Here is a 24616-nt window from a genome sequence, read left to right as displayed (position 1 = left end):
AGGTTAGCAATGTATCAAGCATGCACCATGTTCGGTGGGTCCAATTCACGCTAGGACCAGTTTTTGCCCGTTTCAGACGGATAGATAGGCTTTCCTAATGTATAAAGAAAATATCCCAATCGTTTGGACTGTCTTTGGACAAGGAAATGACATATACCCAATTGGACAAGCGGATATGAGGTATTGTGTGCTTGGCCGGCAGTTGCTGACCATTACGGATATATGTGGGAAAGCGAAAATACGACTTCCCATACTATCGGTATCTGGTTATGGGTTAACTTATATAAAATATAGATAGTACTGAGCGAATTTCATAATTCATAGCCCTTGCGGCGCAAGGACTTAAAAACGTAAAAAAGGAAGTACCTCCCCAAATCTTGTATAATGGTAGTTGAACTAAAACATCCATAGAGATTGGAGGAATACTTCCTATGACTATTATACGACAACCAAGCTTATTTAGCATCCAAGAACTTTATGACATGGAACCTACCCAAAAGTATGAGGCGATCATTTCCGCCGTTGATTTGGATGCCATTTATCACGACATGGCTAAAAAATCCCGTTTGGGCGCGCCTGAAGAGCTGAATGTTGCAGCGATGATTATTTCCGTTTTCATTCGGTATGTTGAACGCATCCCAACCATAAAAGACCTGAAAAAACGCTTAGATGATGATATTGCCTTCAAATTGAATTGTGGATTTCTGGTTTCAGACAAGATTCCTTCGGAAGCTTCCTATTCCCGCCTTTTAACCAAGCTGAGCGAGTCAGATGCATTGGAAAAGGCCCAGGAAAAAGTTGTTCTTCAAGCCATTGCCGAAGGCTTTATCGCTGATGATACAGTCGCCATCGATGCGACTCATTTCGAAGCACGTGATCAGGCCCCGCCTAAAGAAGAAAAGGCAAAGCCGGAACCGAAAAAACGCGGCCGTAAATCCAGGGAAGAGCGTGACCAATGGCTCCAGGAACAAGCTGAGAAAGAAGCGAATCTGCCTCTTTATGACAGGAAAATCGAAGCTCAACTGGATGCATCTTTAACAGAACTTCGAGACGGTGTTCCCCGGGATCCCCAATGGGGGATCAAGAAAAACAGCGAAGGCAAAAATACATTCTGGTTTGGCTATAAAGGACATCTGGCTGTCGGCACATCAAGTCAATACATTTTACAGGCCCTTTTCTCATCAGGAAATCTAAATGATGGAAAAGCCGCAATTCCTTTATTGAAGGGGATGAATGAACGCTTGCCTCTTTCAAACTTGCGTTATCAGACGATGGATGCGGGTTATGATTTTGAACCGATTTACACGCAGGTCTATCGAATGGGCCAGCAATCTATCATTGCCTATAATAAACGCAATGAATCGGAACCCATAGGGTTTGATAAATATTTTGCCCCAACATGTTTCCGTGAACATTCGTACCGTTATGAAAGTTACGATGCCAAACATGAAACCCTGAAGTACACAAACCCAAAGGAATGCAAAGACTGCCCTTTAGCCCATGAAGACATATGCCAGAAAGTATTCAAGATGAAAATCACTAAAGACCTCAGGCGATACACAGCCCCGGCACGGGGCTCTAAAGCTTGGAACACCATCTACAAGCGCCGATCAGCCGTTGAACGTGTCAATGCCTATTTAAAGGAATTCTTTCAGCTCAACAATGTTCGCCATCGTTCAGGGAAACGCGCTCAGATCCATTTTGATATCGTTACGTTGATGTATAATGCATCGAAATTAGCCGCAGACCGCATTGATGCCGCGTTAAAGCAGCAGCAGGCTGCTTAGAGGAATTTTAAAAAAATACACATTAGAAATTCTGCAGGTCTTTGCGTTTTTAATAAGAGCAATTATGAAATTGATTCACTTATAAAATCTTAAAATAAATAAATTAACTAAACACTGTTGTATATCAACGAATTTATAATATAATGAAAATTAAGATAAATAATTGAAGATACTATCAAATTTTAAAGAGGAGGCTACAAATTCTTTGAATCTGAATAGTTGTTATAAAGAATAATTAGTCCTTTTTGATCAAAAGATCGTATGTATCTTGAAATCAAATCAATGGTTCAAATGTAGCAAACTTTATTCTAAGATCAGCTCTTTCTAAATTTTATGGTCAGCAAAATTTTGTAAGCGATTACATTACGTGGACGAAACATTAAACCACGGAAATGGTTGGGTCCTTGTGGTTAAATCTGAAAGGGAGGTTTTATGAGTGTTGTAGTGGCCTTTGGGCTGGCAAGTATTATGCTGTGTATTGGTTTAGTCATTCGGGTAAAGGTCCCATTTATCAGAAATATGCTGGTCCCTACGAGTATTATTGCTGGTATATTGGGATTTATTGTTATGAATACTGGTTTTATTACATCGACCGACTCAAATATGTATATCAATATAGTTAACTACTTATTTGCGATCATGTTCATTTCACTAACTTTGACAAGTAATAATGAATCAGAGTCAGAAAAATCTGGTGGAAAAAATATTGCTAAGGGAGCAATAGGATTAGGATTGATTTGGAACATACTGTATGCGCTGACACCATTGGTTGGAGCACTTGTCATTATGGGTATTGGTGGTTTTTTTGGAATGAATCCAATCTATGGTCTGATCATTCCTTTTGCTTTTACGCAGGGACCAGGTCAGGCTTCGACTTTTGGTACGGTTATGGAGCAGCAATACGGGATTGAAAATGCTGCTACAGTAGGTATTACTTTTGCTGCAATCGGGTTTATCATTTGCTTTGTTATAGGGGTACCACTGGCCAGATTAGGAATCAAAAAGGGAATGGCGAAGAACCTTGGTTCGGCCAAAATTGCAGATTTTATTAAAAGAGGATTTTATACGAAGGAGGAAAAAAGAGAGGAACTGGGAAAGGAAACAATGTTTAGTGGCAATATTGATACGATGACATTTCATTTCGCGATTATTGGCCTCTGTCTGATAATGGCCCTGTTAATATCAGAGGCTGTTTCATATATTCCGGCTATAGGTTCTACCTTTTCTGGTTTGCTGTTTGTTTACGGTATGTTTTCAGGTTATTTGATGAAATTTATTCTGAAAAAATTGGGAATTGACTATATGCTTGATAACACTTTTCAATCTAAAATCACCGGCTGGGCAACTGATTATTTAGTTGTTTCATCATTTATGGGTGTCCCATTGAGTCTCGTGGGCAACTGGATGATTCCAATTATTATAACATCCATTGTAGTATCTATCTTTGTTCTTGCAATATGTATCTTTTTTGGTCAAAGAATAGGAGGGCGTAATGACTTTGAAAGGACTCTTGGTTTATTTGGGGCAACCACTGGTCAGGTACACAGTGGTCTCGCGCTTATAAGGATTATTGATCCAACATTTAAAACGACTGCGGCGATTGAATTAGGCTTAATGAACCTTGCTATGATGCCCTCATTTCTGACAGTTCTTTCGATATTTGCCATATCGTCCGGTACATTTTCTTGGAATATCGGGATATTATTGATTTTGGCACCGGTACCTGTCTACTTGATATTGTTGAAATTTTTAAAGTCATTGGGCAAAAAAACATATACTTGGAAAACAAAACCGGAATCTGAAGACGAAAACGAAGAGATAGACACATTTGCTGCTAAGTAACTCTAAATAAATGTTAAAAGAAAGGGGATATTTTAAATGAGAAAATTATATTATGGTGGAGACATTATTACCATGGAGAAGGCAGATGATGCTGCAGAAGCAGTGTTGACAGAGAACGATATTGTTAAAAAGGTTGGCCGTCTGACAGAGTTTCAGGACATGATGAATGATTCAAGTATTGAAAAGATTGATTTAAAAGGAAACACATTAATGCCAGGTTTTGTTGATCCCCATAGTCATATTTCAATGGTTGGTCAGATAGCGTCTATGGCTGATTTAAGCACGTGTAAAACTTTCAATGAAATAATACAGACACTTAAATTGTATATGCAGAATAATGGCGCAGGAAAAGAAGATTACATTATAGGTTTTGGTTATGATCACAATATCTTAAAAGAAAGGGAGCATCCAAAAAAGGATGTGTTAAATCAAGTATCCGCGGACAATCCGATAGTTATTTTTCATGCGTCTGGTCACATGGGTTGTGTGAATGATGCTGCTTTAAAAATGGCTGGAATTGACGAAAATACTCCTGATATGGAAGGAGGCCATATTGGAAGAAAAGAGGAAACAGGAAAACCTGATGGTTACTTGGAAGAAGGTAATTTTATGTCCATACAAAGCAGTCTGCCATCGGATATGGGAATGGACCAACTAGAAGCATTTAATAAAGGCCAGGAGATTTATATAAGAAATGGAATCACTACAGCCCAAGACGGTGCAACATCGCACGAGACACTTGAACTTTTAAAAGCTGTAGCTGATCAAGAAAGACTAAAATTAGATGTGGTAGCGTATCCATTAGTAGCTGAAAATCCGGAAGACATTAAAAACAATGAAGAATATGTTAAAAAATATCACAATAGTCTTAAGATTGGTGGATACAAAATGTTTTTGGATGGTTCACCACAAGGTAGAACAGCATGGCTGACTGAACCATATGAAGGTGAGGAAAGCTACTGCGGCTATCCCAGATACCAGGATGAACAAGTGAAAGAATATGTGTCTAGGGCCATTAATGATGGGATGCAACTTCTTACGCACTGTAATGGTGATGCTGCTTCCGGACAGCTTTTAAGAAATTACGAATCGGCATTGCAGGAATCAGACAATCCCGATAAGCAACGTTTGCGTCCGGTTATGATCCACTGCCAAACGGTTCGAAATGACCAATTAGATAAAATGGCTGAATTATCGATGATACCATCTATATTTGTGTCTCACACATATTATTGGGGTGATGTTCATTTAAAAAACCTGGGGCGAAAACGCGGAAGTTTGATCAGTCCTGCCGAGTCAGCCTTTCGTAAAGGGCTTATGGTTAATTTCCACCAGGACTCGCCGATAGTGAAACCGGATATGCTTGATGCCATATGGTGTGGCGTTAATCGGCTCACGAGGAAGGGCACTAATATTGGTTCTGAGGAATGTGTAACCGTTTACGAAGGTTTGAAGGCCGCTACAATTAATGCAGCCTATTCATACTTTGAAGAAGACCAAAAAGGTAGTATAAAAGAGGGAAAGTTTGCAGATTTAGTTATACTAGATAAGAATCCATTAAAAATGGATAAGATGAAAATAAATGAAATACAAATTGAAGAAACTATAAAGGAAGGAAAAACTATTTACAAATCAGAATCTGTACTTACTGAGTAGAAATAGATTTCTGACAATAGCGGTATCCGATCAAATATACAACTATAAATTATAGGGAAGACCTCCTGTGGGTATTTTGTGGCTAACTCTATTCTACAGGAAAGGGTCTTCCTTTTTCTATGACCACCATTTCATCATATCCGTTTACACAAACTATGTTACGCTCACAAATATTTTAGTCTATTAAAAAAAATCATAGTTTATATATGAAGAGGCTGGGACAAAACGATGCCCAACAAAACAAACCCGAACAAATATCGCTTATCAAAGTGAATGAGTTCGGTTTAATTTAGTCACTAAATGGAGCGAAGGGAAAATGCGAAGACGCCTAGGGGAGCAAAGGCATAGGGAAGACCCCGCAGGCCAATAGGCCGAGGAGGCTTGCCAGCCGCCTCCCCGGAAAGCGCAGCATTTTCCCTCAGCGGTCATGTCGCTTCAACATTGTTCGCATTTTGAACTGAATGAATACGTTTTGTCCGAGCCCCTTAACTTCGGTGCCTGCTAAGGTCGAGAAAAACAAACATGTTTATTTTCTGCAGAAAATGAGGTATACTATATATAAATTAACATACAATAATAAATACCGCCCATGCTGATACATGGACGGTCACGTGTCATAACCCTCCAAAGGGTGACTCACATTTAATAGGCAAAAACCACCCTAAATGCTTGTCAGGCTAATATAGGGTGGTTATTTTTTATTAGAAAAAGACAGTATCGCCACAATCAGACTTCCAAAGGAAATCATGAGAAGGAGGCTTTGAAAAACTGTCATATTCGATCACCCCCTTTACAAAAGGGGTGAGCCACCCTAAGAAAAACCTTATGACACTCAATTTATAATAACATATTTCTAGCAGATGATAAAAAATTGTGAAAAGGTGATAAGATAGGGGGCAAAGGCGTTATAAGGTCGTGCCGTGCCCTTACAGACGGACAAGAAGCCACGCTTACATTTGGATGTAACAAGTATAGATTATGGGGAGCAAATGGTAGTTTAGAGGGCTCAGTAAACGAGTTTAATATCCATAAAGCTAACAGTGAAATAGATGGACCACATGGTGTGTATCCGCGCTATGTTTTACAAAAAGGTGATGTGCTGAAATTAATGATGGCAACAGGTGGCGGCTATGGTGATCCACCCCTGAGACAACCCCGTAAAACGGAAAAAAGCTTTGGTGATCACCAAAGCTTTTTTCCACCTCCGCCTAACCAAAATACAATCACCTATCCTATAAAATCCCCCAAAATATCATCCAAACTCGGACCACTGACTTCGTTTAAATCATAGTGCACGCGTGTACATGGTTTATCAATCGCTATAACGCGCGTCAGATCGATGGGTGTGCCGATGATGACGGCATCGCAGTCAGCGTTATTGATCGTATCTTGAAGGTCCTGCAATTGTTGCTCGCCGTAGCCCATCGCTGGCAGGACGTTGCCGATATGCTGGTATTGCTTGAATGTCTCTAGCAGAGTTCCGGCTGCAAATGGACGCGGATCGACGATTTCCTGGGCTTCCAGACGCTCAGCTGCTACAGAACCGGCACCGATTTTCATTTCGCCGTGTGTCAATGTTGGGCCGTCTTCCACGATGAGGACGCGTTTGCCGGTGATGCGTTCGGGATGATCGACGGTGATGGCAGATTCGGCTTGGATGATCGTGCTCCCGGGGTTGGTTTGTTTGATATTGTTTTCCACGGTACGAACAGATTCTTCTGGCGCACTGTCGACTTTGTTAATAATGGCTACATCGGCTGTTCTTAAACATACTTCGCCGGGGTAATAGGCCAGTTCGTGCCCCGGGCGATGCGGATCGAGAACCGTTACAGCTAGGTCTGGCTCAATGAAAGAAAAGTCATTATTGCCGCCGTCCCATAAAATCACATCACAGCCATCCGGGTCGTTTTCGGCTGCTTTTAATATTTTTTCATAATCCACGCCGGCATACACAATATTGCCTCTTGCGACATGGGGTTCATATTCTTCCATTTCTTCAATCGTACATTGATGTTTGTTCAAATCGTCAACTGTTGCAAATCGCTGAACACGCTGGGCGTTCAAATCACCATATGGCATGGGGTGTCTCACAGCAACGACGTTTAAGCCATGCGCCATCAGTGTTTCGATGATTTTCCGTGATGTCTGGCTTTTACCGGTTCCGGTTCTGACCGCACAAACTGAAATAACTGGCTTTTGGCTTGTGAGCATCGTACTGTTCGGGCCGAGCAGTTTGAAGTCGGCTCCTGCCGCATTCACCATGGCACTGATGCTCATCACATCGTCGTAGCGAATGTCACTGTAGGCGAACACGCACTCATCCACTTCATAGGTCCGAACCAAGTCAGGCAATTGATCCTGCGAATAGATAGGAATGCCTTCCGGATACAGGCTGCCTGCCAATTCAGGGGGATACCGGCGCCCGTCAATATCGGGTATTTGTGCTGCTGTAAACGCAACAACCCGGTATGCTTCATTGTCCCGGTAATAGGTATTAAAGTTATGGAAATCTCTCCCCGCCGCACCTATAATAATAACGTTTTTGGTTGTCATAGATACAAGCCTCCAATGATTGTCATTGAGCGTCTTAATTGTTTTTATTTTCTGTATTTTAAATCAAATAGGACTATTTTGCAATGAAAAGTTGGCAAATATCAATTTTCAAAAACGATTCACCTTAATCGAGAGGCCCCTGATCTACTGTCTAATGTTACTTGCCTCCAATATATTCATCCCGTACACGAGCAGCAGTGCCAATACAATGGCCAGGCCGAGATACAGGGACAAGGCGCGGATTTTTGTGCTGGTAGACGTTTTGTAATAGGCTTTGGCTTGGTTGATTTCTTGTCGAATTGGCGCCAGCTTTTTTTCGTTTTCACGGATGACGTTAGTCAAATCCTTATCAAGCGGCGTGTTTTCATAAAAGGCCATTTCATAGTTTTTGACGTTACTGAACAAACCTTGCAATATGTTTTTTTCCGTTCGAAGCTTTTTAAGATCATTGCGCTTAGTTTCCTGAATGATCGGGATAGCCTTTCCCGACTCATTCGAAAGGTGAGCATTGATGGTATCGAGCCTGCTCGCGATTTGGTTTTTTAAAGCACGCGCCTGGAGCGGATCTTGCTCTGCATGCGACGCGTCTTGCGATTCATCCGGAGCGATACGCTTCAAGGCGTCGTTCCATTTGGACCGTACAGTTTCTTCATGGCGCAGGATCTCGATGCGTGCATTGTCTTTATAACGTTCCCACCATGTGAAAATACCAAAAATGAAAATCAACATGATAATCGGATCCGGCGACAGGAACATAACTGGAATCATCGCCAAAAGCCCGATAAGCCATATTTTTGTTGACAGAACGGTCACGATCCGTCCGCCGTCAAGCGGTGAAACAGGAAAGAGATTAAACAGATTAATAAGCGCACCGAGCTGTATGACCAGGCCCCAGTAAGGCTCTTGTGTCATCAAATACAGGGCGACGGCTGGCATAATAGAAATGAATCCCGCCAGCGGGCCTCCATACGCCACAAAAAATTCCGTTTCCGCATCCTTGATTTTTTTCGGATCGATGCCGATAGCGGCGCCCAAAAACGGAATGAAAACGGCCGGACTGGTCGGAATGTTCCGCAGCTTGGCCGCAATGAGATGCCCCATTTCGTGGACAAAAATAAGATAGACGATAGCGAACGCGAACTTCCAGCCAAAAAACAGAGCATATCCGCCCAATGAAACGAACATCGACGCAAGCGTTGCAAACTTGCCGATTTTAAACAGCGCAAGCACCCATTTCAGTTTCGCCGCAAGAAACACCCCGATGACTGCGAGCCATCCCCATAAGCCTCGCTTGGTATTGTTGTTTGTATTCGTTGCCATAATAGCCAACCTTTCTAAACGCATCCAATTTCTATCCATTTTACCATATTCAGCGAAGGACTGGGAGAGTGGGATTACCCAGATAGCTGGTGTCTGGCACGATCCGGATTAGTTCGCAACAATTAACAAAGACAGCAATCAAAAATAAGATGTCACGTTTTCCTGGATCATTACATCTGCTAATGATAGTGTGCTAAGATTAATCGGAACTTATTTCAATATGAAGGTTTATGGCGAGGGTCTTTTGATTCCCATGCTGGAGGTTTTAACATGGACTATGAAGCATTGGTTCAGCAGGAACTGTACGAATGGGAGACGAAGATTTTCAGGCGTTCCAGCTGGTTCAAACGGCTGTCTAAAAAAACACAGAATAAAATAAACAGCAAAATACCTGATAAAGCACATGCGATCATTACAACAAGCATTAAGCAAATGGTGAAAGCCACCTTGTTCGGTTCGGACTTAACAACGACAAGTCATTACCCGAGCGAGCATTCCTTGTATGAAAGGGACCGGCTTTTAGACGAAAAGTTGACTGCTTACCGGCGAACGGCCACGGCAGAAGGTGCTGGGACAGGTACAGGTGGATTCTTCTTAGGCCTTGCAGACTTTCCGATGCTTCTGCAGATTAAGATGAAATTTTTATTTGAGGCAGCCAGCATCTATGGGGTAGAAACAAAAAGTTATGAAGAGCGGCTATTTCTGCTGCACGTCTTCCAGCTTGCTTTTTCGAGTGATGAGAAGCGCCGAGAAACATACCGGATTATAATCGATTGGGAAAACCAAAAAAATGGGCTTTTAGATATGGATTGGCACGTGTTTCAGCAGGAATACCGGGATTATATGGATATTATCAAATTGCTGCAGTTAGTGCCAGGTTTTGGCGCCGTGTTCGGAGCCTATGCCAACCACAATTTACTGGACCAGCTGGGTGAAACCGCCAAAAATGCTTACAGGATACGCTATTTAGAGCGCATGTTGTAGGCGCGTTTGGCAAGGGTGCCAGGTACATACACTATTGTGATTTTTATGAATATTTTATGTACCTGGCACGGTTTTGGATGTTTACTTGCTATAAAAAATGGCGTATACTATATATAGAAGAGTATAATATAATAAAGACCGCCCATGCGGATACATGGACGGCCGTGTGTCACAACCCTTCACAGGGTGACTCACATTGATAGGAATAAATAACCATCCTAGATGCTTGTCAGGCTAAGATAGGGTGGTTATTTTTTATTTGAAAATGACAGAATCGCCACAATCAGACTTCCAAAAGAAATCATGAGAATCAGGCTCTGAAAAACTGTCATATTCGATCACCCCCCCTTTATAAAAGGGGTGAGCCACCCTAAGAAAGCCTTATGACACGCACTTTACAATAACATATTTCTAATAGAATATAATACCATCACTGATTATGCATACATTATTATGCAAACATTAAAAGAAATGGAAGGGCTGCAGAGTGATGAGCACAGGGTGCCAGGTACATACACTACTATGATTTTTCTGAATTGTTCATGTACCTGGCACGGCTTCGTCCATTAATTATTTGTTATTTTCTTGCGTTGATTTTTATACTAAACTAAGTATATTGCATTTTATAATTTCCGAATATTACTAAAAAGGGATGAATTTATTGAGTAATTGGGTATGGGGTGGCATTTCAACGATTCTTAGAAGCTTTGAGTACTTTAAAATTTTTAATAAAGAAATTTTCTATAATAAAATTTCTTACATATGGTCATTAGGCGCTCCTATTATTTTTCTTATCATAAATGATTTCAATGAACGAACCAACATGACTTATGAAGCTTTTAGTTATGACGTTTTATTTTACTGGAGTTATATCATTCTCATAACCGGTATTCAAGGTATCGGAATCGATTTACTCTTTATGCGGGATCAAAACTTTTTGAAAATGTATACGTATATAACCGGAAGCAAATTCCCTATCATACTTGGCAGAATTCTGTCCCAGTGTCTTTTTTTGTGGGTGAATCTAATATTATTTACGGTCTTCATCGGTCTGTTTCAAGAGCAGCCGATAGCCAGCTTGCTCGTCACTAGTTTGCTAATACTTATTCCGGTAGTCATTCCAATTTATTTTTTCATTGTACTTATTGCTGCAATGCCGATAAGATCCAATAGCATCGGTCCGATACTAACTTTTATAGTCCTGTTTTTGGTAAGTTTGATAGGGTTAAAGATTGATACCGGCACAGTTATGGATTATTTTGTTTATTTGAACGACTTCCTGAATCCTGCTCAAGTTATTGTCACAAGCGCTGAATCGATCCACAGCATGCTGAGCGGTGCTGGAAGTATCCTCATCGGTTTTTCTGTATTGCCGCTGGCGGTTTATCTTTTAGTGGGAAGCATATCCTGTCAAGAGATGAGCATTATTTCAAAAAAAGGAAGGTAAAGTATGAAATTAGGGCCGATCAACTTTCAATATAAACAACAGAAGGAACCACTGTTGGATAATGCAGCTTTAACGTTACATCCAGGCAAATTGAATGTGCTTATTGGCACAAACGGAGCTGGTAAAACAACGCTTCTGGATATCATTAGTGGTTTGCATGATGTTTCAGATTTTAAAAGTCCATTTCAAAAGAACGAGATTGTCTATCAACTTCAGGGAAATTCTTTATCATCTTATGTACAAGGAAAAGATCTTCTGCGGCTTATTCTGAAATCTGATAATCCCCGCGAACCCTTTCGAAGTCTGGAAAAGAAGTTTTTGGATCAATTGTTTCCGAGAGAGCTTGACATGATGGTCCGGTTGCGGAATACAAAGTTTGGTGATATGTCCGGCGGTGAACGCAGGTGGATAATGATCAGAGCGATCGCCGCGCTTGATAGGAAACTTTACATATTTGATGAACCCACAACAGATCTGGATCCCGCTATGAGATCCATGGTTATGCGTTCACTCGAACATTTGGCTGCCCAGGAAAAGAGTCATGTTCTGATGTCTACCCATATTTTGCATGAGCTGGCCCATACGTCTTGCCAAATGAATTTTCTGCATGAAGGAAGGATCGCATTTACTGGTGACTATTCATCTTTCTTGAAGGAATATAATGCAGAAAATCCAGACACAGCCTTTCAGAACTTTTTGGATACGGTATGAAATAGAGGGCTGTGTTCGGGTAATGCTATTGTTGGTATCCGTCGAAACATATTCATTTAACGAAAGATGTCGTGTTTAGTAGAACTTGCTATGTGAAAAATTTTAAAAGGTTATTGCGCTTTTATTTTTATAGCTGTTGTATTATCTATTGGTTTAACTTGAAACAGTTAAAAGCCTGAATGATTTATGGTCAATCAGTAAAATAGACGCATGACATTCATAAATCGGCAACGTTTAACCTCCGCTATGGCACGGTTTTGGATGTTTACTTGCTATCCAAAATGGCGTATTCTATATATAGAAGAGCATACACTAAAAAAGACCACCCATGCGGTTACATGGAACGGTCATTATAAACTGAACCCCACAAGAGGGGTTGGCAGCTCAGGACAATAATCCCTCACTTACCTGTTAGAGTGCATGAGGGGTTATTTTTTATGGTTATTATTAGAAACGATAAACGCTATCAGCATCCCGAAGGATATCATCAGCGTTAGCGCACTAACAATGTCCATCGGCAAGCGCCTCCCTCCCTGGGAAGTCTCCCAATCGAAGACTAACGGCAGATCGGCAGTGCTGCCAGATCCCTCATGCGAAGCCAGTCTATTATACTTTATTTGTTATGACTGAAGAACTTTTTAGCTTTTAATACAAAATGTTTGAATTATGTTAAAATAAAGTTGGTATTTATAACCATATTGATTAGCAGTAAAATGGGAGTGAAAGCAAATATGAATTTATTTATTGGTATACTTATAGGTGCATTTTTAATTTGGGCCGGCTATATGGTCCAGGCAAAAAAGGTATTTTCCTTTCTTGCAGATGTCACGCAAATGTGGGAGCCGGTTAATAAAACAAGGCTGGGAAACAGGGTTGGTGTGCTCTTGATTATGATTGGCGTTATAGCCATACTGGCAGCTATCGTTACCCCGTGGTTCGGGGCTGCAGCTGGGATAGTCTCAGGTATCTTAGCTGGCATTGGTGCGATTATGATTATTATAGCAATCGGATTAGATCAAATGGGTTATTGAAGCCTCAAACGTTCTCAAAACAGATTAAGAAAGGACTGGAAAGGTGAACATTAAAGTGAGTCAAAAGCTGTTTAATACAGCCGGCTGGATGTTTCTTATAGCAATAGGCGTTTTCTGGATCATCATGGGCTATTCAGGCTTGTATTCATTGTTACTTGCATTATCTTATATAAGTTTTTCAATCAGTGATGGCAGCATTAAAAAACTAGGGAAGCTGTCATTCTCGCAAGCCGCTTTAATCTTATTTGCATTAGTGGTATCAGTGGCTGTTGCGTTTGGCTTAATTCAATTAGGGAACTATATTATTAACGATATGCTGCATTTAACAGGCGTTATCAAGACGATCAGCCTGATAATCGCTACTATCCTTTCGTTAACGCCTGCAATGTTTCTATTTGGCAGCATCATTTACAAAGTCTCCAATCATTTAGAGTCTCATAAATCATGAGTTTGCCAGCAATGGTCCTTTGTTTGATGATTTTTGCGATGTGGTAAAGACTAATGAGTACTGATTACGAAAGGGGCCTGACGATGAAGAGACTTGATCAATATGTATGCGTTATCTCGGGTGCGGCGACAGGTATCGGGCGTGCGAGTGCCAAGCGGTTTGCTGATGAAGGGGCAATGGTACTCTGTGCTGATCGAGATGAGGAGACGGTTCAAAAAACAGCACAGGAAATACGTGACTCCGGTGGTGAGGCGGAAGCATATTATGTGGATGTTTCCGAAGAGGAAAGTGTTAAAGCATTGACGGAAAAAGTCAAGCAGAAGCACGCAAGAATTGATGTTTTGTTTAATAATGCCGGTATTGACCGTGATGGCGGAAAAGTTCACGAATATCCTGTCGAGGCGTTTGATGCTATTATAAATATTGATTTGCGCGGCACGTTTTTGATGAGCAAGTATATGATTCCGCTAATGCTGGATAGGGGCGGCTCTATTATCAATACGTCCTCCATGTCCGGCTCGGAAGCTGACTTCGAACGTGTCGGTTACAATGCTGCGAAAGGCGGGGTGAACAACCTGACGAAAGCGACGGCCTTTGATTATGCACGTCAAGGCATTCGTGCCAATGCTATCGCCCCCGGAACCATTGAAACACCGCTCGTCGATAAAATGGCAGGAACGGAAGAAAATGAGGGTGGCAAGACATTCCGCGATGCCCAGAAATGGGTCACGCCAATGGGACGGTTAGGCAAACCGGAAGAAATGGCGAGCATCGCTCTGTTTCTCGCATCAAGTGACAGTTCGTTTGTGACAGGCGAGATCATTACCGGCGATGGCGGCCTAACTGCTTATACATGGCCAGCCGAAATGTTATTTGAAAAAGGCTGGAAAGACACAACAGACTGAGCGGTGCCTGGCACGGCCCGGTTTTTGTCGAATGCTGGCATATTTAAGCACGAAACGAATAGGGAAACTTGTTTAAATAGTCCGTACTAAACTGAGCGAAAAAAGCTGTTAAGGAGATATTTCCAAATGAAACATACCGTTTTTTACGATGCCAGATGTCCTTTATGCTCAAGTGTGAAGTGGGTGGTTGGTAAGCTGGACTGGTTTCGGCGGATTCGATGGATTCCCGTTCAGGACGCCGAAAATAACAATGACTATAGCTTTTTGAAAAACCGGGATATCTATGACCGCATTCAGATGCTTTCATCCAAAGGTAGGATATACGAGGGTTTTTATACCATACGAAAAATATTAACGCTCTTGCCAGTAACATTTCCTGTAAGCTGGCTATTCTATTTGCCTTACATCGATCGAATCCTGTCGCCTTTGTACATGTGGGTATCGAGAAATCGTTACCATTGGTTTGGACGTCAATCATACGTACCCCAGATCTAAAAAGACATTCAATATAAGGCACAGGGCTTATAGATTTCATCGAAAAAAGGGGAGAAGCTTTTCCCATAAGACTGACAAGGGAACGGAATCTTACGGTTAGGAGAATTAAAACATGGGTCTAAAAAGCAAGTCAGCTCTTCTCATTTCAGCAGGGGCTGTTGCTGCATTTGTGCTCCTGGTTTTTGTACAGAAAGACTCATACAGTACAGAAGATGTGGTTGATTCATTATGGGACCAGTATAGTATTCAAAGTACACAATTCGATGATGATCATACTGTCATGACGGTGACTGTATTTGATAAGGGAGATAAAAACAAAGTCAAAAATTATTTGGCAGACAATTTATCGGAAAAAGACCTGGAACATTATAAACTCAGGGTATATGAGTACTCATCCAATCAAAAGAAATTCCATGAAAACGCAGACAAAGCGGATTTAGTTGATTTTAATCCAGACAATTAAATAGAACAATGCTGCGGCATTTTTAACGTAGTGACACTATTTATTGTTGCTATGTTATTTTGCTGTTCATTAGTATGCTAAAGCATTTGTGAATTTTGGTGTGAATTAGTGTGTCTTTTGATAGTTAATATTAAAATTTGTACAATTAACAAAATGTTTTACTCCACCAATAGTGGTTACTTTCAGTTTTTACATGTTAAAATAAAGAGACACAATAAGAATTTTTAACTGCTTTAATTAGAATTATATTGCGACAAACAGAGTCATTTAGTTGAGCGAAAAGGAGGTATTTATTATTTATATTTTGGCTGCTATTGGAGGATGGCATCTGGAAGATATGATATCCCAGTTAGCGTTTCTAATTGCTTTTATAGTGATTATTGTCCTTATCGTGTCAGCTTTTCACTCACGTTCAAAGTGATCTAAACAATTGGATAGAATTGAAAAGAAATTAGACACCATAAGTGAACAAGTTAAAAAGAATAATTAACCCCCATATTGCGCTGAATTCAGCTAGCAGCACTGCCGAAAGAGACTTCTCCATTCAGTGCATACCACTTTGCTTCCTCTCCATCCCCTCCATATAAACCAGTTCCAATAACAATGAAAAAGCAATCCGTCATAATTTAAAAAAATTCCAGGCGTCATGACTAGCCGTGTAATTTTCAATGTGATAACATAATGCTGTAGAAACGCTTTCAAGTTCATCGGATAACTTACGGCAGAAAAAGCATGAGTCAGCAGAAGTATTTAAATGCCGAATGAAAAACCAAAAATGACAGAAGATAAAATGAAGCTAACGTTATAGGACTGGTGTTAACATGCAAACAACGGAAGAAACGCAGCGGATTGTTCGTTATCAGCAGCATAACGGACAAGTGTACTATGGTATTCTCGAAAATGGCGACATTGAACAACTGACGAGTGATTTTACGGATATTGTAAACGATGACTTAAATTACGATGGGACCAGCGTTAAGTATGAAAATGTGACGATTCTGGAGCCCGTCGAACCGTCAAAACTTATTAATTTTGGGTGGACGTATTCGGAACATGCCGAAGAGACTGGGGGAGAGGCTGATCTGGATGAGCCTTTTCTGTTTTTTAAACCGCCATCTTCTATGATTGCTGATCAGGAAACGATCATGCTTCCTTCCAAGGATTTAACCACGCAGGTGGAAATGGAGGGAGAGGTGGCCATTGTTATTGGAAAAAGAGGCAAAGATATAACAGAAGCGGACGCATTGACGCATGTTTTCGGCTATACCATATTTAATGATGTGACAGCACGGGATCTTACACAAACCGACCCTCAGTTCACGCGTGGCAAGGGTTTTGATACGTTTGGACCTATAGGAACGTATATCGTTAAAGGCATTGATCCCACTAATTTAGGGATCGTCACGACATTAAATGGTGATGTCGTTCAAAAGGGCAATACGAATCAGATGTCACTCTCCATTCCTTTTCTCATCAGTTGGATTTCACAGATCATGACATTGGAACCAGGTGATGTTTTGGCTACTGGTTCACCTGCTGGAAGCCGTCCTATGAAGGCGGGCGATACTGTTGTTGTGGAAGTCGAGCAAATCGGAAAGCTCTCTAACGGTGTGAAATAGAAATGACATAATGCTTTGTTAAACAACCCTGCGATTCATATCGCGGGGTTTTCTTTTAAGATTTTATCCGCAGATTTAGGTGCCTGGCACGACCCGGATTTTGTCGAATGCTATTGGCAAGAAGACAGACTGGTTTTTGGAATGGGTCCACCTGGAACAAGCAATCAAACGGCATTTGAGTTCAGCAAGGTTAATATGATTAAATATTCCATTAGATTAGCATACCGGGTTCAACTAGTTTGATTAAATACTTTGAGCCGGCGAAATAGATCCTGCTTGAAAAAAGCAGGTTTTTTAGTGTGCTTTTGTTCTAAGATATATCAGTAATTTCAAACGATTTTGACATTATACTTAATTAGTTATATAGTTAACCACATAAGTAGTTAACAAAGAACGCAAGGAGCTTAAACATGACGTTTCAATTGGATGAAAACAGTCCCATCTTCCTGCAGATTAAGGAACAGCTGGAGGATTCAATCATTAATGGCACGGTCAAACCGGGTGAACGTATTCCGTCTACGAATGAATTTGCTAAACACTATCAAATCAATCCAGCGACAGCGGCGAAGGGGATCAATGAGCTCGTGGATGAAGGTATTTTAGTGAAGCGGAGGGGTGTCGGCATGTTTGTGACGGAAGATGCAGAAACGATTCTCGTCAGGAAACGGAAGCAGACATTTTATGACCATTATGTAGTGCCATTAAAACGTGAAGCCAGGAAATTGTACATCAGCCAGGATGAGTTACTGGAAATGATTAAGAGGGAGGATGCCGAGTCATGAAAATTGATGTAAACCATCTATCGAAAACCTATAAAAACAAGAAGGTGCTGGACGATTTGTCATTCACCCTGACGGAGCCAAAAATTATTGGGCTGCTGGGACGAAATGGCGCAGGTAAGACAACATTTATGGAAATATTAGCTGGGCATATTTTAGCGTCTGAAGGGGCTATTCGTATTAATGGCGCCAATCCGTTTGATAATCAGCGTCTGACAGAATCGATTTGTTTAATCCAGGAAACTAATAACTTTAAAGCTGAGTTAAAAGTTAAAAATGTCCTGCAGATTTACGCTTATTTTTACCCCACATGGGATCAGGCATTGGCTGATGAACTGATTCGCAAATATCAGCTGGATCCGGATGCCAAGGTCAAAGCATTGTCTAAGGGAATGGCCTCAGCTCTTGGTATTATCGTCGGTTTGGCAAGCAAGGCACCTATTACGATTTTTGATGAACCCTATATTGGGCTTGATGCAGCTGCACGTAAGACATTTTACGATCAATTACTGGACGAATATGAGTCTGAGAAGCGAACGATCATCTTATCGACACATTTGATTGATGAAGTCAGTCTGATGTTTGAGGACGTGCTGATTTTACAGAATGGCAAACTGGTGTTAAAAGAAGAGGCTGAGCAATTGCGGCATCGTGCTTATGCTGTTTCCGGATCTGCCGAGGATGTTGAGGCATTTATCCAGGATAAAGAAATCATCCATAGCGAGGCATTTACTGGAGTGATGACCGCCTATGTTTACGGAAGTATGGAGCAGGCTAAAGCAACAGGTCTTTCTGTTGAAAGTATTCCTATTCAGAAATTAATGATTTATTTAACCGAGGAAAAGGAGGCGCAATAAATGAGACGACAAATAAAGGGACTGCTTTACTTTTTTGGAACGGACATTCGCAGGTCGCTGGCCATTTTCTACACGATTTTACTGGCAATCTTAGTAATATCTCTGGTCATCACTTACTTTCTGGCTCGTGTTGATAACGGCGATGGGATGTTTACGGTATCCTTAACTGGGCCGATGTATGTTTATTGCGCTATTTTTGGTTTTGTGAGCGTGAAGGAATTCGTGCCTTTTTCCATCAAGATGGGGGCGACACGCAAGAATTTGTTTGTTAGCACAGGGGTGTTTTATCTGGCGCTCTCATTTTTGATGGCTGTTGCTGCCAGTATCCTGCAGGAGCTTGTTATGGCATTCATGAAGACAGCCGGGATTGAGCTGTTTTCATTTCTCCATCCGGCATATTTTCTAAATAACACATGGTACACACGAATTGTTATGGATACGTCGATCATGTTTTTCTTTTTTGTGATCATGTTTGTCCTGGGTCTCTTGTTTTACAAATATGGTTTAGCAGGTGCAGGAAGTGTTCTGGGAGCTCTGGTGGTTATTATGTTATTGGGCATTGCCCAGGGCTGGCTCATTGATTTTATAATTGATTTATTTGCCGATATTGAAATGACATTCTTTTATCAGCTGTTTGGTATGGGGTTGCTGTTTTATGGTATCTCATTCCTATTATTGCGGCGAATCACAACGGTCATCGTAAAGTAGACGGATTAACGGCTGTTTTGAGGTGAAGCAGCCGTTTTTTAAGGTGCCTGGCACGGCCCAGATTTTGTTGAACGCTAGTCTTCTTGACTGAAAAAGCATTTAAAATCTAAACAAGAAATGATTGTCGCTGAACCTCAACGAAGCGCTGATTGCGTCGATTGCTACAAAACGACTGTGATTCATGTTATTTCCCGGGTAATAATGTCGAAGTATAAGATGACATAATATCCTGTTTTATAATCAATCACTTAATCAACTTTGAGTTAATTTCATCATTTAAAAGTATCTGAATGGTTGATTGAGTCAACTTATATTTAACTATACAATAAGAGTTAAAGGGGGGATAGTGAAATGTTGCAGATTGGAACAATTATTTCGAGGGAGCGGAAACGTCTTCAAGTGACACAGGATAGATTAGCTGAACATTGCCAAGTATCCAAAGCAACTGTTTCCAAATGGAAAAAATAAAGGTTAGCCTGATATTTTCTTACTGCCGAAGCTGGCTGCTTATTTTAATATCACGGTAGATGATCTATTGGGCTATGAACGGCAGTTATCAAAAGAAGACATACGAAGTCAGTATGCTGCATTCACTTATCGATTCAGTCAAGAACCCTTTGACCAAGTGCATGCCGATGTTGAAGAACAAGTCAAACGTTTTTATCATGACAGCAACTTCTTGCTGCAAATGAGTATTCTGATGTTGAATCATCATATGTTGAGTGAACATAGCGCTAGCATACTTAATGCTGCAGATGAATGGTTAGAACACGGCCGTAAATTAAGCGACGATATCTGGATAACGAAGCAAATCAATTATCTGCAGGCATCTATTGCTCTTATAAAGGCTAACCCTGAAACAGCATTGAATTTATTGGAGGCGGTTAACCAACCAAAAATGGGGGATGAAGTATTACTGGCTACTGCCTATGAACAACTTGATAACCAGACACAAGCAAAGCGGGTCATTCAAGTGATGATGTATCAGAATATTATTGAAGTTGTTGGAAGCAGTCCAAATTACTTACAGCTCGTCTCGTCTGATCTGCCCATTTTTAATGAAACGATAGATCGAATAGAAGGGCTTATTGAACTGTATTCCCTGCGGTGGCTCCATCCCAATACATGTTTGCAATTTTATTATAGCGTAGCACAACGTGCCGCCTCACAGGGAAATAGTGATTTGATGTACACTTATCTCGAAAAATTTGTGGATGGATGTATTCATGATCTTTTTCCTTTGGCGTTACGAAGTGATGATTATTTTTATCTATTGCAAGAATGGCTGGAAGATTTAGATTTGGGGACGAATGTACCGCGTGATGCATCTATCATCAAACAATCGATACATGACTCGATTAATACGCCGTTCTTTGACACCTATGCAGACGAGGATAGAATGACAAAATTGAAAGAACGCCTTGCTTCAGGAATGGAGATTTGATGAAGCCTGCTAATTGAATAGAGAACATCGATTAAGTGACTGCTTCTGAGCAAATGTTAACAAAAGGGACGTGTTTAAATGGATGAAAATAATGAGATGGTGTACCGGGAAGTCCAGCGGCCGCGGCAAATTTGGTATTGGGGATTAATTTTAGCGGTAGCTGTTTTAATGTGGTACTGGTTTATTCAGCAGATTGTGTTTGGTGTGCCAATAGGAAATAACCCTGCTCCAGACGTGGTGACGATTATCCTTTGGGTCCTTTTTGGCATTGCTTTTCCAGTGATCATGCTAGGCGTATTAAAACTCGTTGTTGAAGTCCATCATGATGGCGTTTATATACGTTTTGTTCCTTTTCATATTCATTACAGGAAGTACCTTTTCAAAGATATACGTGATTATCAACGTATGACGTATAGCCCTCTCAAACGGTTTGGCGGTTGGGGATTGCGATTTAATTTTGAGAATGAAAAAGCTTATAATCTGATTGGAAAAGAGGGTATAGAGTTAAGCTTCAATTATAGTAAACTGGTCATCGGCACTCAAAAGCCAGACGAGTTAAAGCGGGCAATAGATTCGGTACGAAAGGAACTGTAATATATCATGCTTAGCCTATTATATTAAACAAACGTACCATTTAATCAAAAAACATCAAAGCCATTGCGTTTACACAACGGCTTTGATGTTCAATCCGGGCTATTGAATTAAATACTTACTTACCATCCGTTCTAGGCAATGGATAGAAGCCGTCATTAAATGCGTCCCATAAATTAGGTGGTAAATCATGCTTATCTTCTCGATACGGATCGAATTTTGAAATGATGGTGTCCGTTGCATCATTTTCGATTTTATTAACGAAATTATGATCTAACAGGATCTCCCTGCCTAATGCCAAAAGTTCAATATTTCCTGTCTCGACAGCCTCTAATGCCTGCTCAGGCGTGAATATGGATCCGATACCAAGTAATGGCATACGGCCATCAATCCACTCGTGAAGCAGTTTAATGCGCTCTTCACCCTGATACTTGCCGACACGCGTTTTAGCGTGCACGTCCATTAATGAAACATGTAAATAATCCAGTGGTTTTTCAACTAAATGTTTGACCAGGTCTTCCGTGATTTCCATCGTGATACCCGGATTTTCGGCTTCTTCTGGTGAGAATCTGTAGCCAATGATGAACGAATCATCAGTATGCGTTTTAACCGCATTAACCACCTCATCGACCACTCTCATAGGGAATTTTAATCGATCTTCTCCCCATTCATCATCACGGCGATTATAGTGGGGTGACACAAACTGCTGGATGATATAGTGATTGGCTCCGTGGATTTCGACACCATCAAATCCTGCTTCGATCGCTCTGCGCGTCGCCTCGCCAAATGCCGTAATCGTTTCTTCAATTTCGTCTTGCGTGATTTGCCGGGCATAATGTTCTTCACTTTCATCGAAGCTTTTTAAGGTGATAGGGCTTGGAGCTGCAGCCTCGCCGCTTGATGTTAGACGCGGCAATGCCTGAGCCCCGCCATGATGGATTTGGGCAATTGCTTTGGCGCCATTTTTCTTCATTGCAGCAGCCAATCGTTTTAATCCATCCAGATCTGAATCACGCGAAACGGAAGGGTGGCCTGGGAATGACTTTCCTAAATCAGTCACATAACTGGCTGCCGTAATCGCTAATCCGACATCTGTCGAGCGTTGTTCCATATAGTTAATTTCCACATCAGAAATGGTGCCATCGTCGTTAGAAGATGTATGCGTGAGTGGTGCTAAGACAAATTTATTCCTTAATTCAGCTTTATTGGGTAATGTTACGTTTTCAAATAGTGGTTCGAACTTTTTATCCATTACTGTAATGCCTCCTCGTATTTATTATCAGAAGAGCGATTAGCCATTCTAGCTATTTCACCTTTTCAAATCCGCGACCAAATCATTATAAACTAAACAATTGGTTTATCAAAACGTAAGACTTGAGAAATTGTTTACAGTTAATGTAAACATGGTGATAGTCATGTCACGCAGGAAGGGTACAGATGGTATCTGACCATACATCCGACGTTTTGTTTCGGCACATATCTTTTCTAAAATCAAAACCCATAAAATGATGCAAATGATTGCTATATTCCTTGAATTTCTGGATAACTATTGTTTTATGTAAAATAATTATAAAAATGCTATGGTTTTCTCGGAAAAACCTTCAAATACACGTTTATGGATTTTTGTTTCTTTGTGTTATAGTGTTAAACAACATCGTTTAATTAGCAAAATTCATTATTTTTTTATCATGCTTGCTCAAACATAACAGAAGGAGTGACGGAAAGACATGAAGAAACAATCTTATATCACAGCGATGATAGCCATCCTGCTTTTAATGTTCCTTGGAGCGTGTGGAAGTGATGATAACAGTGGCAATTCCACATCTGATGCAGCTGATGAAGGTGGCATGGAACTCGGCGGAAAAAAGCTCACATTAGGCGTGGATAGCTATGTCTCCAATACCTCCAACACCTATGTCGCAAAATTATTACTGGAAGAAATAGGGTATGACGTTGATATTAATCAAACCGATGTTGGTGTTGAATATACTGGTTTAAATGAAGGCAGCAATGATGCTATCGTTGGTGGCTGGCTGCCAACCACACATGAAAGTTATTGGGAAGAATACGGTGATAATCTTGAAAAAATTAACACGGTGACAGAGAATGTCGAACTCAGTTTAACCGTACCAGCTTATATGGAAGATATTAATTCTATCAAAGATTTAGCCGATAATACTGATGATATTGGCGAAAAACTGGACTGGGAGATTACGGGCATAAGTCCAGGTGCAGGTGAAATGAAAATAATGAATGAAGACGTTATGCCTGGCTATGGTCTGGATGACGATTGGAACCTGACAGAGAGTTCAGGAGGCGCGATGTCTGCTGCTTTAGGCGATGCCATTAACAACGAAGATCCTATTGTTGTTACGCTATGGGAGCCTCATTGGACGTATAATGAATATGATTTGAAGAAGTTAGATGACCCGAAAGAGAAATTTGGCAAACCAGATGATGTTTTTGCAATTGCGGGCAAAGATTTTGAAGAAAATCACCCTGCAGCTTATAAATTCCTGAGTCAATTCGAAATATCTCAGAAAGATACCCAGGATATTATGCAGGCTATTAAGAATGATGTAAGTGAGGAAGAAGCAGCGAAAGACTTTATTGCTGAGCATCCAGACTTAAAAGATAAATGGCTGGAAGGCATCGAAACAGCCGGATAACAAAACGGCTTTTTTTGGTGCCTGTCACGACCCGGTTTTTGTCGAATGCTGGCGAGTAAGCGTGATACAGGCAGGCTGTTGACATTATCCGTTGATTTGGTTTATTATAAGAAAAATCAAACATACTTAAAATAGCTAACTATAAGGAAGAAGACAGGTGCATTTGTTTTAATCCCTCAGAGAGCTGGTGGGTGGTGTGAACCAGTGGATTGGGCAATGGACAGCACTTCGGAATAAATGGGTCGATAATATGTAGGCCCGTTCGGCATGTGCCCGTTATGCATGAGGACCAATGAAGGCTGGCCGC

The 24616-nt window shown here is 40.9% G+C and carries 24 protein-coding genes and 1 other annotated feature (1 of these 25 running past the window's edge); of the genes, 19 read left to right on the top strand and 5 right to left on the bottom strand.

Annotation, left to right across the window (positions count from 1 at the left end; genetic code table 11):
• Positions 1-431 precede the first annotated feature (431 nt).
• From ACZ444_RS12445 to ACZ444_RS12435, 3 genes are all read left to right on the top strand, one after another.
• Positions 432-1787 (top strand): IS1182 family transposase, encoded by a 1356-nt coding sequence (locus ACZ444_RS12445; protein WP_464433229.1) that lies wholly within the window; start codon positions 432-434, stop codon positions 1785-1787.
• Positions 1788-2219: 432 nt separating this feature from the next.
• Positions 2220-3629, top strand: coding sequence for a sodium/glutamate symporter (locus ACZ444_RS12440; RefSeq protein WP_382358733.1), 1410 nt, complete (start codon positions 2220-2222; stop codon positions 3627-3629).
• 36 nt (positions 3630-3665) lie between these two features.
• The gene (locus tag ACZ444_RS12435; protein ID WP_382358732.1) at positions 3666-5285 is read left to right on the top strand and encodes an amidohydrolase; all 1620 of its coding nucleotides are present in this window, start codon (positions 3666-3668) and stop codon (positions 5283-5285) included.
• A 691-nt stretch (positions 5286-5976) separates the two neighbouring features.
• Here the strand turns inward: ACZ444_RS12435 and ACZ444_RS12430 are convergent.
• Entirely contained in the window at positions 5977-6033 is a 57-nt protein-coding gene (locus tag ACZ444_RS12430; protein WP_464433837.1) for a putative holin-like toxin, read from the bottom strand.
• A gap of 141 nt (positions 6034-6174) precedes the next feature.
• Here ACZ444_RS12430 and ACZ444_RS12425 point away from each other — a divergent pair, with 141 nt between their 5' ends.
• Complete coding sequence (locus tag ACZ444_RS12425; RefSeq protein WP_382358738.1) at positions 6175-6576, top strand: hydantoinase B/oxoprolinase family protein; 402 nt, start codon at positions 6175-6177, stop codon at positions 6574-6576.
• On the opposite strand, the gene ACZ444_RS12420 is transcribed toward ACZ444_RS12425, so the two are convergent.
• Positions 6513-7838: a cyclic 2,3-diphosphoglycerate synthase gene (locus ACZ444_RS12420; protein ID WP_382358731.1), complete on the bottom strand. Its 1326-nt coding sequence runs from the start codon at positions 7836-7838 to the stop codon at positions 6513-6515. The genes ACZ444_RS12425 and ACZ444_RS12420 overlap by 64 nt on opposite strands.
• A 144-nt stretch (positions 7839-7982) precedes the next feature.
• Positions 7983-9182: a site-2 protease family protein gene (locus ACZ444_RS12415; RefSeq protein WP_382358730.1), complete on the bottom strand. Its 1200-nt coding sequence runs from the start codon at positions 9180-9182 to the stop codon at positions 7983-7985.
• Between the two features lie 246 nt (positions 9183-9428).
• On the opposite strand from ACZ444_RS12415, the gene ACZ444_RS12410 reads away from it, so the two are divergent.
• Positions 9429-10142: an EcsC family protein gene (locus ACZ444_RS12410; RefSeq protein ID WP_382358729.1), complete on the top strand. Its 714-nt coding sequence runs from the start codon at positions 9429-9431 to the stop codon at positions 10140-10142.
• A 248-nt stretch (positions 10143-10390) separates the two neighbouring features.
• On the opposite strand, the gene ACZ444_RS12405 is transcribed toward ACZ444_RS12410, so the two are convergent.
• Entirely contained in the window at positions 10391-10447 is a 57-nt protein-coding gene (locus ACZ444_RS12405) for a putative holin-like toxin (RefSeq protein WP_464433837.1), read from the bottom strand.
• 356 nt (positions 10448-10803) lie between these two features.
• Here ACZ444_RS12405 and ACZ444_RS12400 point away from each other — a divergent pair, with 356 nt between their 5' ends.
• The 13 genes from ACZ444_RS12400 (at position 10804) to ACZ444_RS12340 (ending at position 21643) form a co-directional block, all read left to right on the top strand.
• Positions 10804-11589 (top strand): hypothetical protein, encoded by a 786-nt coding sequence (locus tag ACZ444_RS12400; protein WP_464433340.1) that lies wholly within the window; start codon positions 10804-10806, stop codon positions 11587-11589.
• Positions 11590-11592: 3 nt separating this feature from the next.
• Positions 11593-12300, top strand: a complete 708-nt coding sequence (locus tag ACZ444_RS12395; protein ID WP_382358727.1) for an AAA family ATPase — start codon at positions 11593-11595, stop codon at positions 12298-12300.
• A 731-nt stretch (positions 12301-13031) separates the two neighbouring features.
• Positions 13032-13331 (top strand): hypothetical protein, encoded by a 300-nt coding sequence (locus ACZ444_RS12390; protein WP_382358726.1) that lies wholly within the window; start codon positions 13032-13034, stop codon positions 13329-13331.
• Positions 13332-13386: 55 nt separating this feature from the next.
• Positions 13387-13779 (top strand): disulfide bond formation protein DsbD, encoded by a 393-nt coding sequence (locus ACZ444_RS12385; protein WP_382358725.1) that lies wholly within the window; start codon positions 13387-13389, stop codon positions 13777-13779.
• Between the two features lie 83 nt (positions 13780-13862).
• Positions 13863-14684 (top strand): SDR family oxidoreductase, encoded by an 822-nt coding sequence (locus ACZ444_RS12380; protein WP_382358724.1) that lies wholly within the window; start codon positions 13863-13865, stop codon positions 14682-14684.
• A gap of 126 nt (positions 14685-14810) precedes the next feature.
• On the top strand, positions 14811-15179 hold the full coding sequence (locus ACZ444_RS12375; RefSeq protein ID WP_382358723.1) for a thiol-disulfide oxidoreductase DCC family protein: 369 nt from the start codon (positions 14811-14813) through the stop codon (positions 15177-15179).
• 112 nt (positions 15180-15291) lie between these two features.
• The gene (locus tag ACZ444_RS12370; protein WP_382358722.1) at positions 15292-15642 is read left to right on the top strand and encodes a hypothetical protein; all 351 of its coding nucleotides are present in this window, start codon (positions 15292-15294) and stop codon (positions 15640-15642) included.
• 821 nt (positions 15643-16463) lie between these two features.
• Positions 16464-17261, top strand: a complete 798-nt coding sequence (locus ACZ444_RS12365; RefSeq protein ID WP_382358721.1) for a fumarylacetoacetate hydrolase family protein — start codon at positions 16464-16466, stop codon at positions 17259-17261.
• Positions 17262-17671: 410 nt separating this feature from the next.
• Complete coding sequence (locus ACZ444_RS12360; protein ID WP_382358720.1) at positions 17672-18043, top strand: GntR family transcriptional regulator; 372 nt, start codon at positions 17672-17674, stop codon at positions 18041-18043.
• Positions 18040-18897, top strand: a complete 858-nt coding sequence (locus ACZ444_RS12355; RefSeq protein ID WP_382358719.1) for an ABC transporter ATP-binding protein — start codon at positions 18040-18042, stop codon at positions 18895-18897. The genes ACZ444_RS12360 and ACZ444_RS12355 overlap by 4 nt, the downstream gene beginning before the upstream one ends.
• Positions 18898-19605: a hypothetical protein gene (locus ACZ444_RS12350; RefSeq protein WP_382358718.1), complete on the top strand. Its 708-nt coding sequence runs from the start codon at positions 18898-18900 to the stop codon at positions 19603-19605.
• Positions 19606-20140: 535 nt separating this feature from the next.
• Positions 20141-21049, top strand: coding sequence for a hypothetical protein (locus ACZ444_RS12345; RefSeq protein ID WP_382358717.1), 909 nt, complete (start codon positions 20141-20143; stop codon positions 21047-21049).
• A 78-nt stretch (positions 21050-21127) separates the two neighbouring features.
• Entirely contained in the window at positions 21128-21643 is a 516-nt protein-coding gene (locus ACZ444_RS12340) for a DUF6141 family protein (protein WP_382358716.1), read from the top strand.
• Positions 21644-21758: 115 nt separating this feature from the next.
• On the opposite strand, the gene ACZ444_RS12335 is transcribed toward ACZ444_RS12340, so the two are convergent.
• Positions 21759-22892: an NADH-dependent flavin oxidoreductase gene (locus tag ACZ444_RS12335; protein WP_382358715.1), complete on the bottom strand. Its 1134-nt coding sequence runs from the start codon at positions 22890-22892 to the stop codon at positions 21759-21761.
• A 475-nt stretch (positions 22893-23367) separates the two neighbouring features.
• On the opposite strand from ACZ444_RS12335, the gene ACZ444_RS12330 reads away from it, so the two are divergent.
• Entirely contained in the window at positions 23368-24309 is a 942-nt protein-coding gene (locus ACZ444_RS12330; protein WP_382358714.1) for a glycine betaine ABC transporter substrate-binding protein, read from the top strand.
• A gap of 135 nt (positions 24310-24444) precedes the next feature.
• Positions 24445-24616 (top strand) — a binding site (T-box leader) (it continues 56 nt past the right edge of the window).

The organism is Lentibacillus kimchii (assembly GCF_055381965.1).
This window is presented reverse-complemented; position numbering and strand designations above follow the sequence as displayed.

Coding starts and splice junctions, on each gene's coding strand:
- ACZ444_RS12330 (WP_382358714.1), top strand. CDS start 23,368: ATGAAGAAACAATCTTATATCACAGCGATGATAGCCATCCTGCTTTTA.
- ACZ444_RS12445 (WP_464433229.1), top strand. CDS start 432: ATGACTATTATACGACAACCAAGCTTATTTAGCATCCAAGAACTTTAT.
- ACZ444_RS12360 (WP_382358720.1), top strand. CDS start 17,672: ATGACGTTTCAATTGGATGAAAACAGTCCCATCTTCCTGCAGATTAAG.
- ACZ444_RS12390 (WP_382358726.1), top strand. CDS start 13,032: ATGAATTTATTTATTGGTATACTTATAGGTGCATTTTTAATTTGGGCC.
- ACZ444_RS12375 (WP_382358723.1), top strand. CDS start 14,811: ATGAAACATACCGTTTTTTACGATGCCAGATGTCCTTTATGCTCAAGT.
- ACZ444_RS12395 (WP_382358727.1), top strand. CDS start 11,593: ATGAAATTAGGGCCGATCAACTTTCAATATAAACAACAGAAGGAACCA.
- ACZ444_RS12410 (WP_382358729.1), top strand. CDS start 9,429: ATGGACTATGAAGCATTGGTTCAGCAGGAACTGTACGAATGGGAGACG.
- ACZ444_RS12420 (WP_382358731.1), bottom strand. CDS start 7,838: ATGACAACCAAAAACGTTATTATTATAGGTGCGGCGGGGAGAGATTTC.
- ACZ444_RS12370 (WP_382358722.1), top strand. CDS start 15,292: ATGGGTCTAAAAAGCAAGTCAGCTCTTCTCATTTCAGCAGGGGCTGTT.
- ACZ444_RS12335 (WP_382358715.1), bottom strand. CDS start 22,892: ATGGATAAAAAGTTCGAACCACTATTTGAAAACGTAACATTACCCAAT.
- ACZ444_RS12355 (WP_382358719.1), top strand. CDS start 18,040: ATGAAAATTGATGTAAACCATCTATCGAAAACCTATAAAAACAAGAAG.
- ACZ444_RS12435 (WP_382358732.1), top strand. CDS start 3,666: ATGAGAAAATTATATTATGGTGGAGACATTATTACCATGGAGAAGGCA.
- ACZ444_RS12365 (WP_382358721.1), top strand. CDS start 16,464: ATGCAAACAACGGAAGAAACGCAGCGGATTGTTCGTTATCAGCAGCAT.
- ACZ444_RS12340 (WP_382358716.1), top strand. CDS start 21,128: ATGGATGAAAATAATGAGATGGTGTACCGGGAAGTCCAGCGGCCGCGG.
- ACZ444_RS12440 (WP_382358733.1), top strand. CDS start 2,220: ATGAGTGTTGTAGTGGCCTTTGGGCTGGCAAGTATTATGCTGTGTATT.
- ACZ444_RS12350 (WP_382358718.1), top strand. CDS start 18,898: ATGAGACGACAAATAAAGGGACTGCTTTACTTTTTTGGAACGGACATT.
- ACZ444_RS12415 (WP_382358730.1), bottom strand. CDS start 9,182: ATGCGTTTAGAAAGGTTGGCTATTATGGCAACGAATACAAACAACAAT.
- ACZ444_RS12380 (WP_382358724.1), top strand. CDS start 13,863: ATGAAGAGACTTGATCAATATGTATGCGTTATCTCGGGTGCGGCGACA.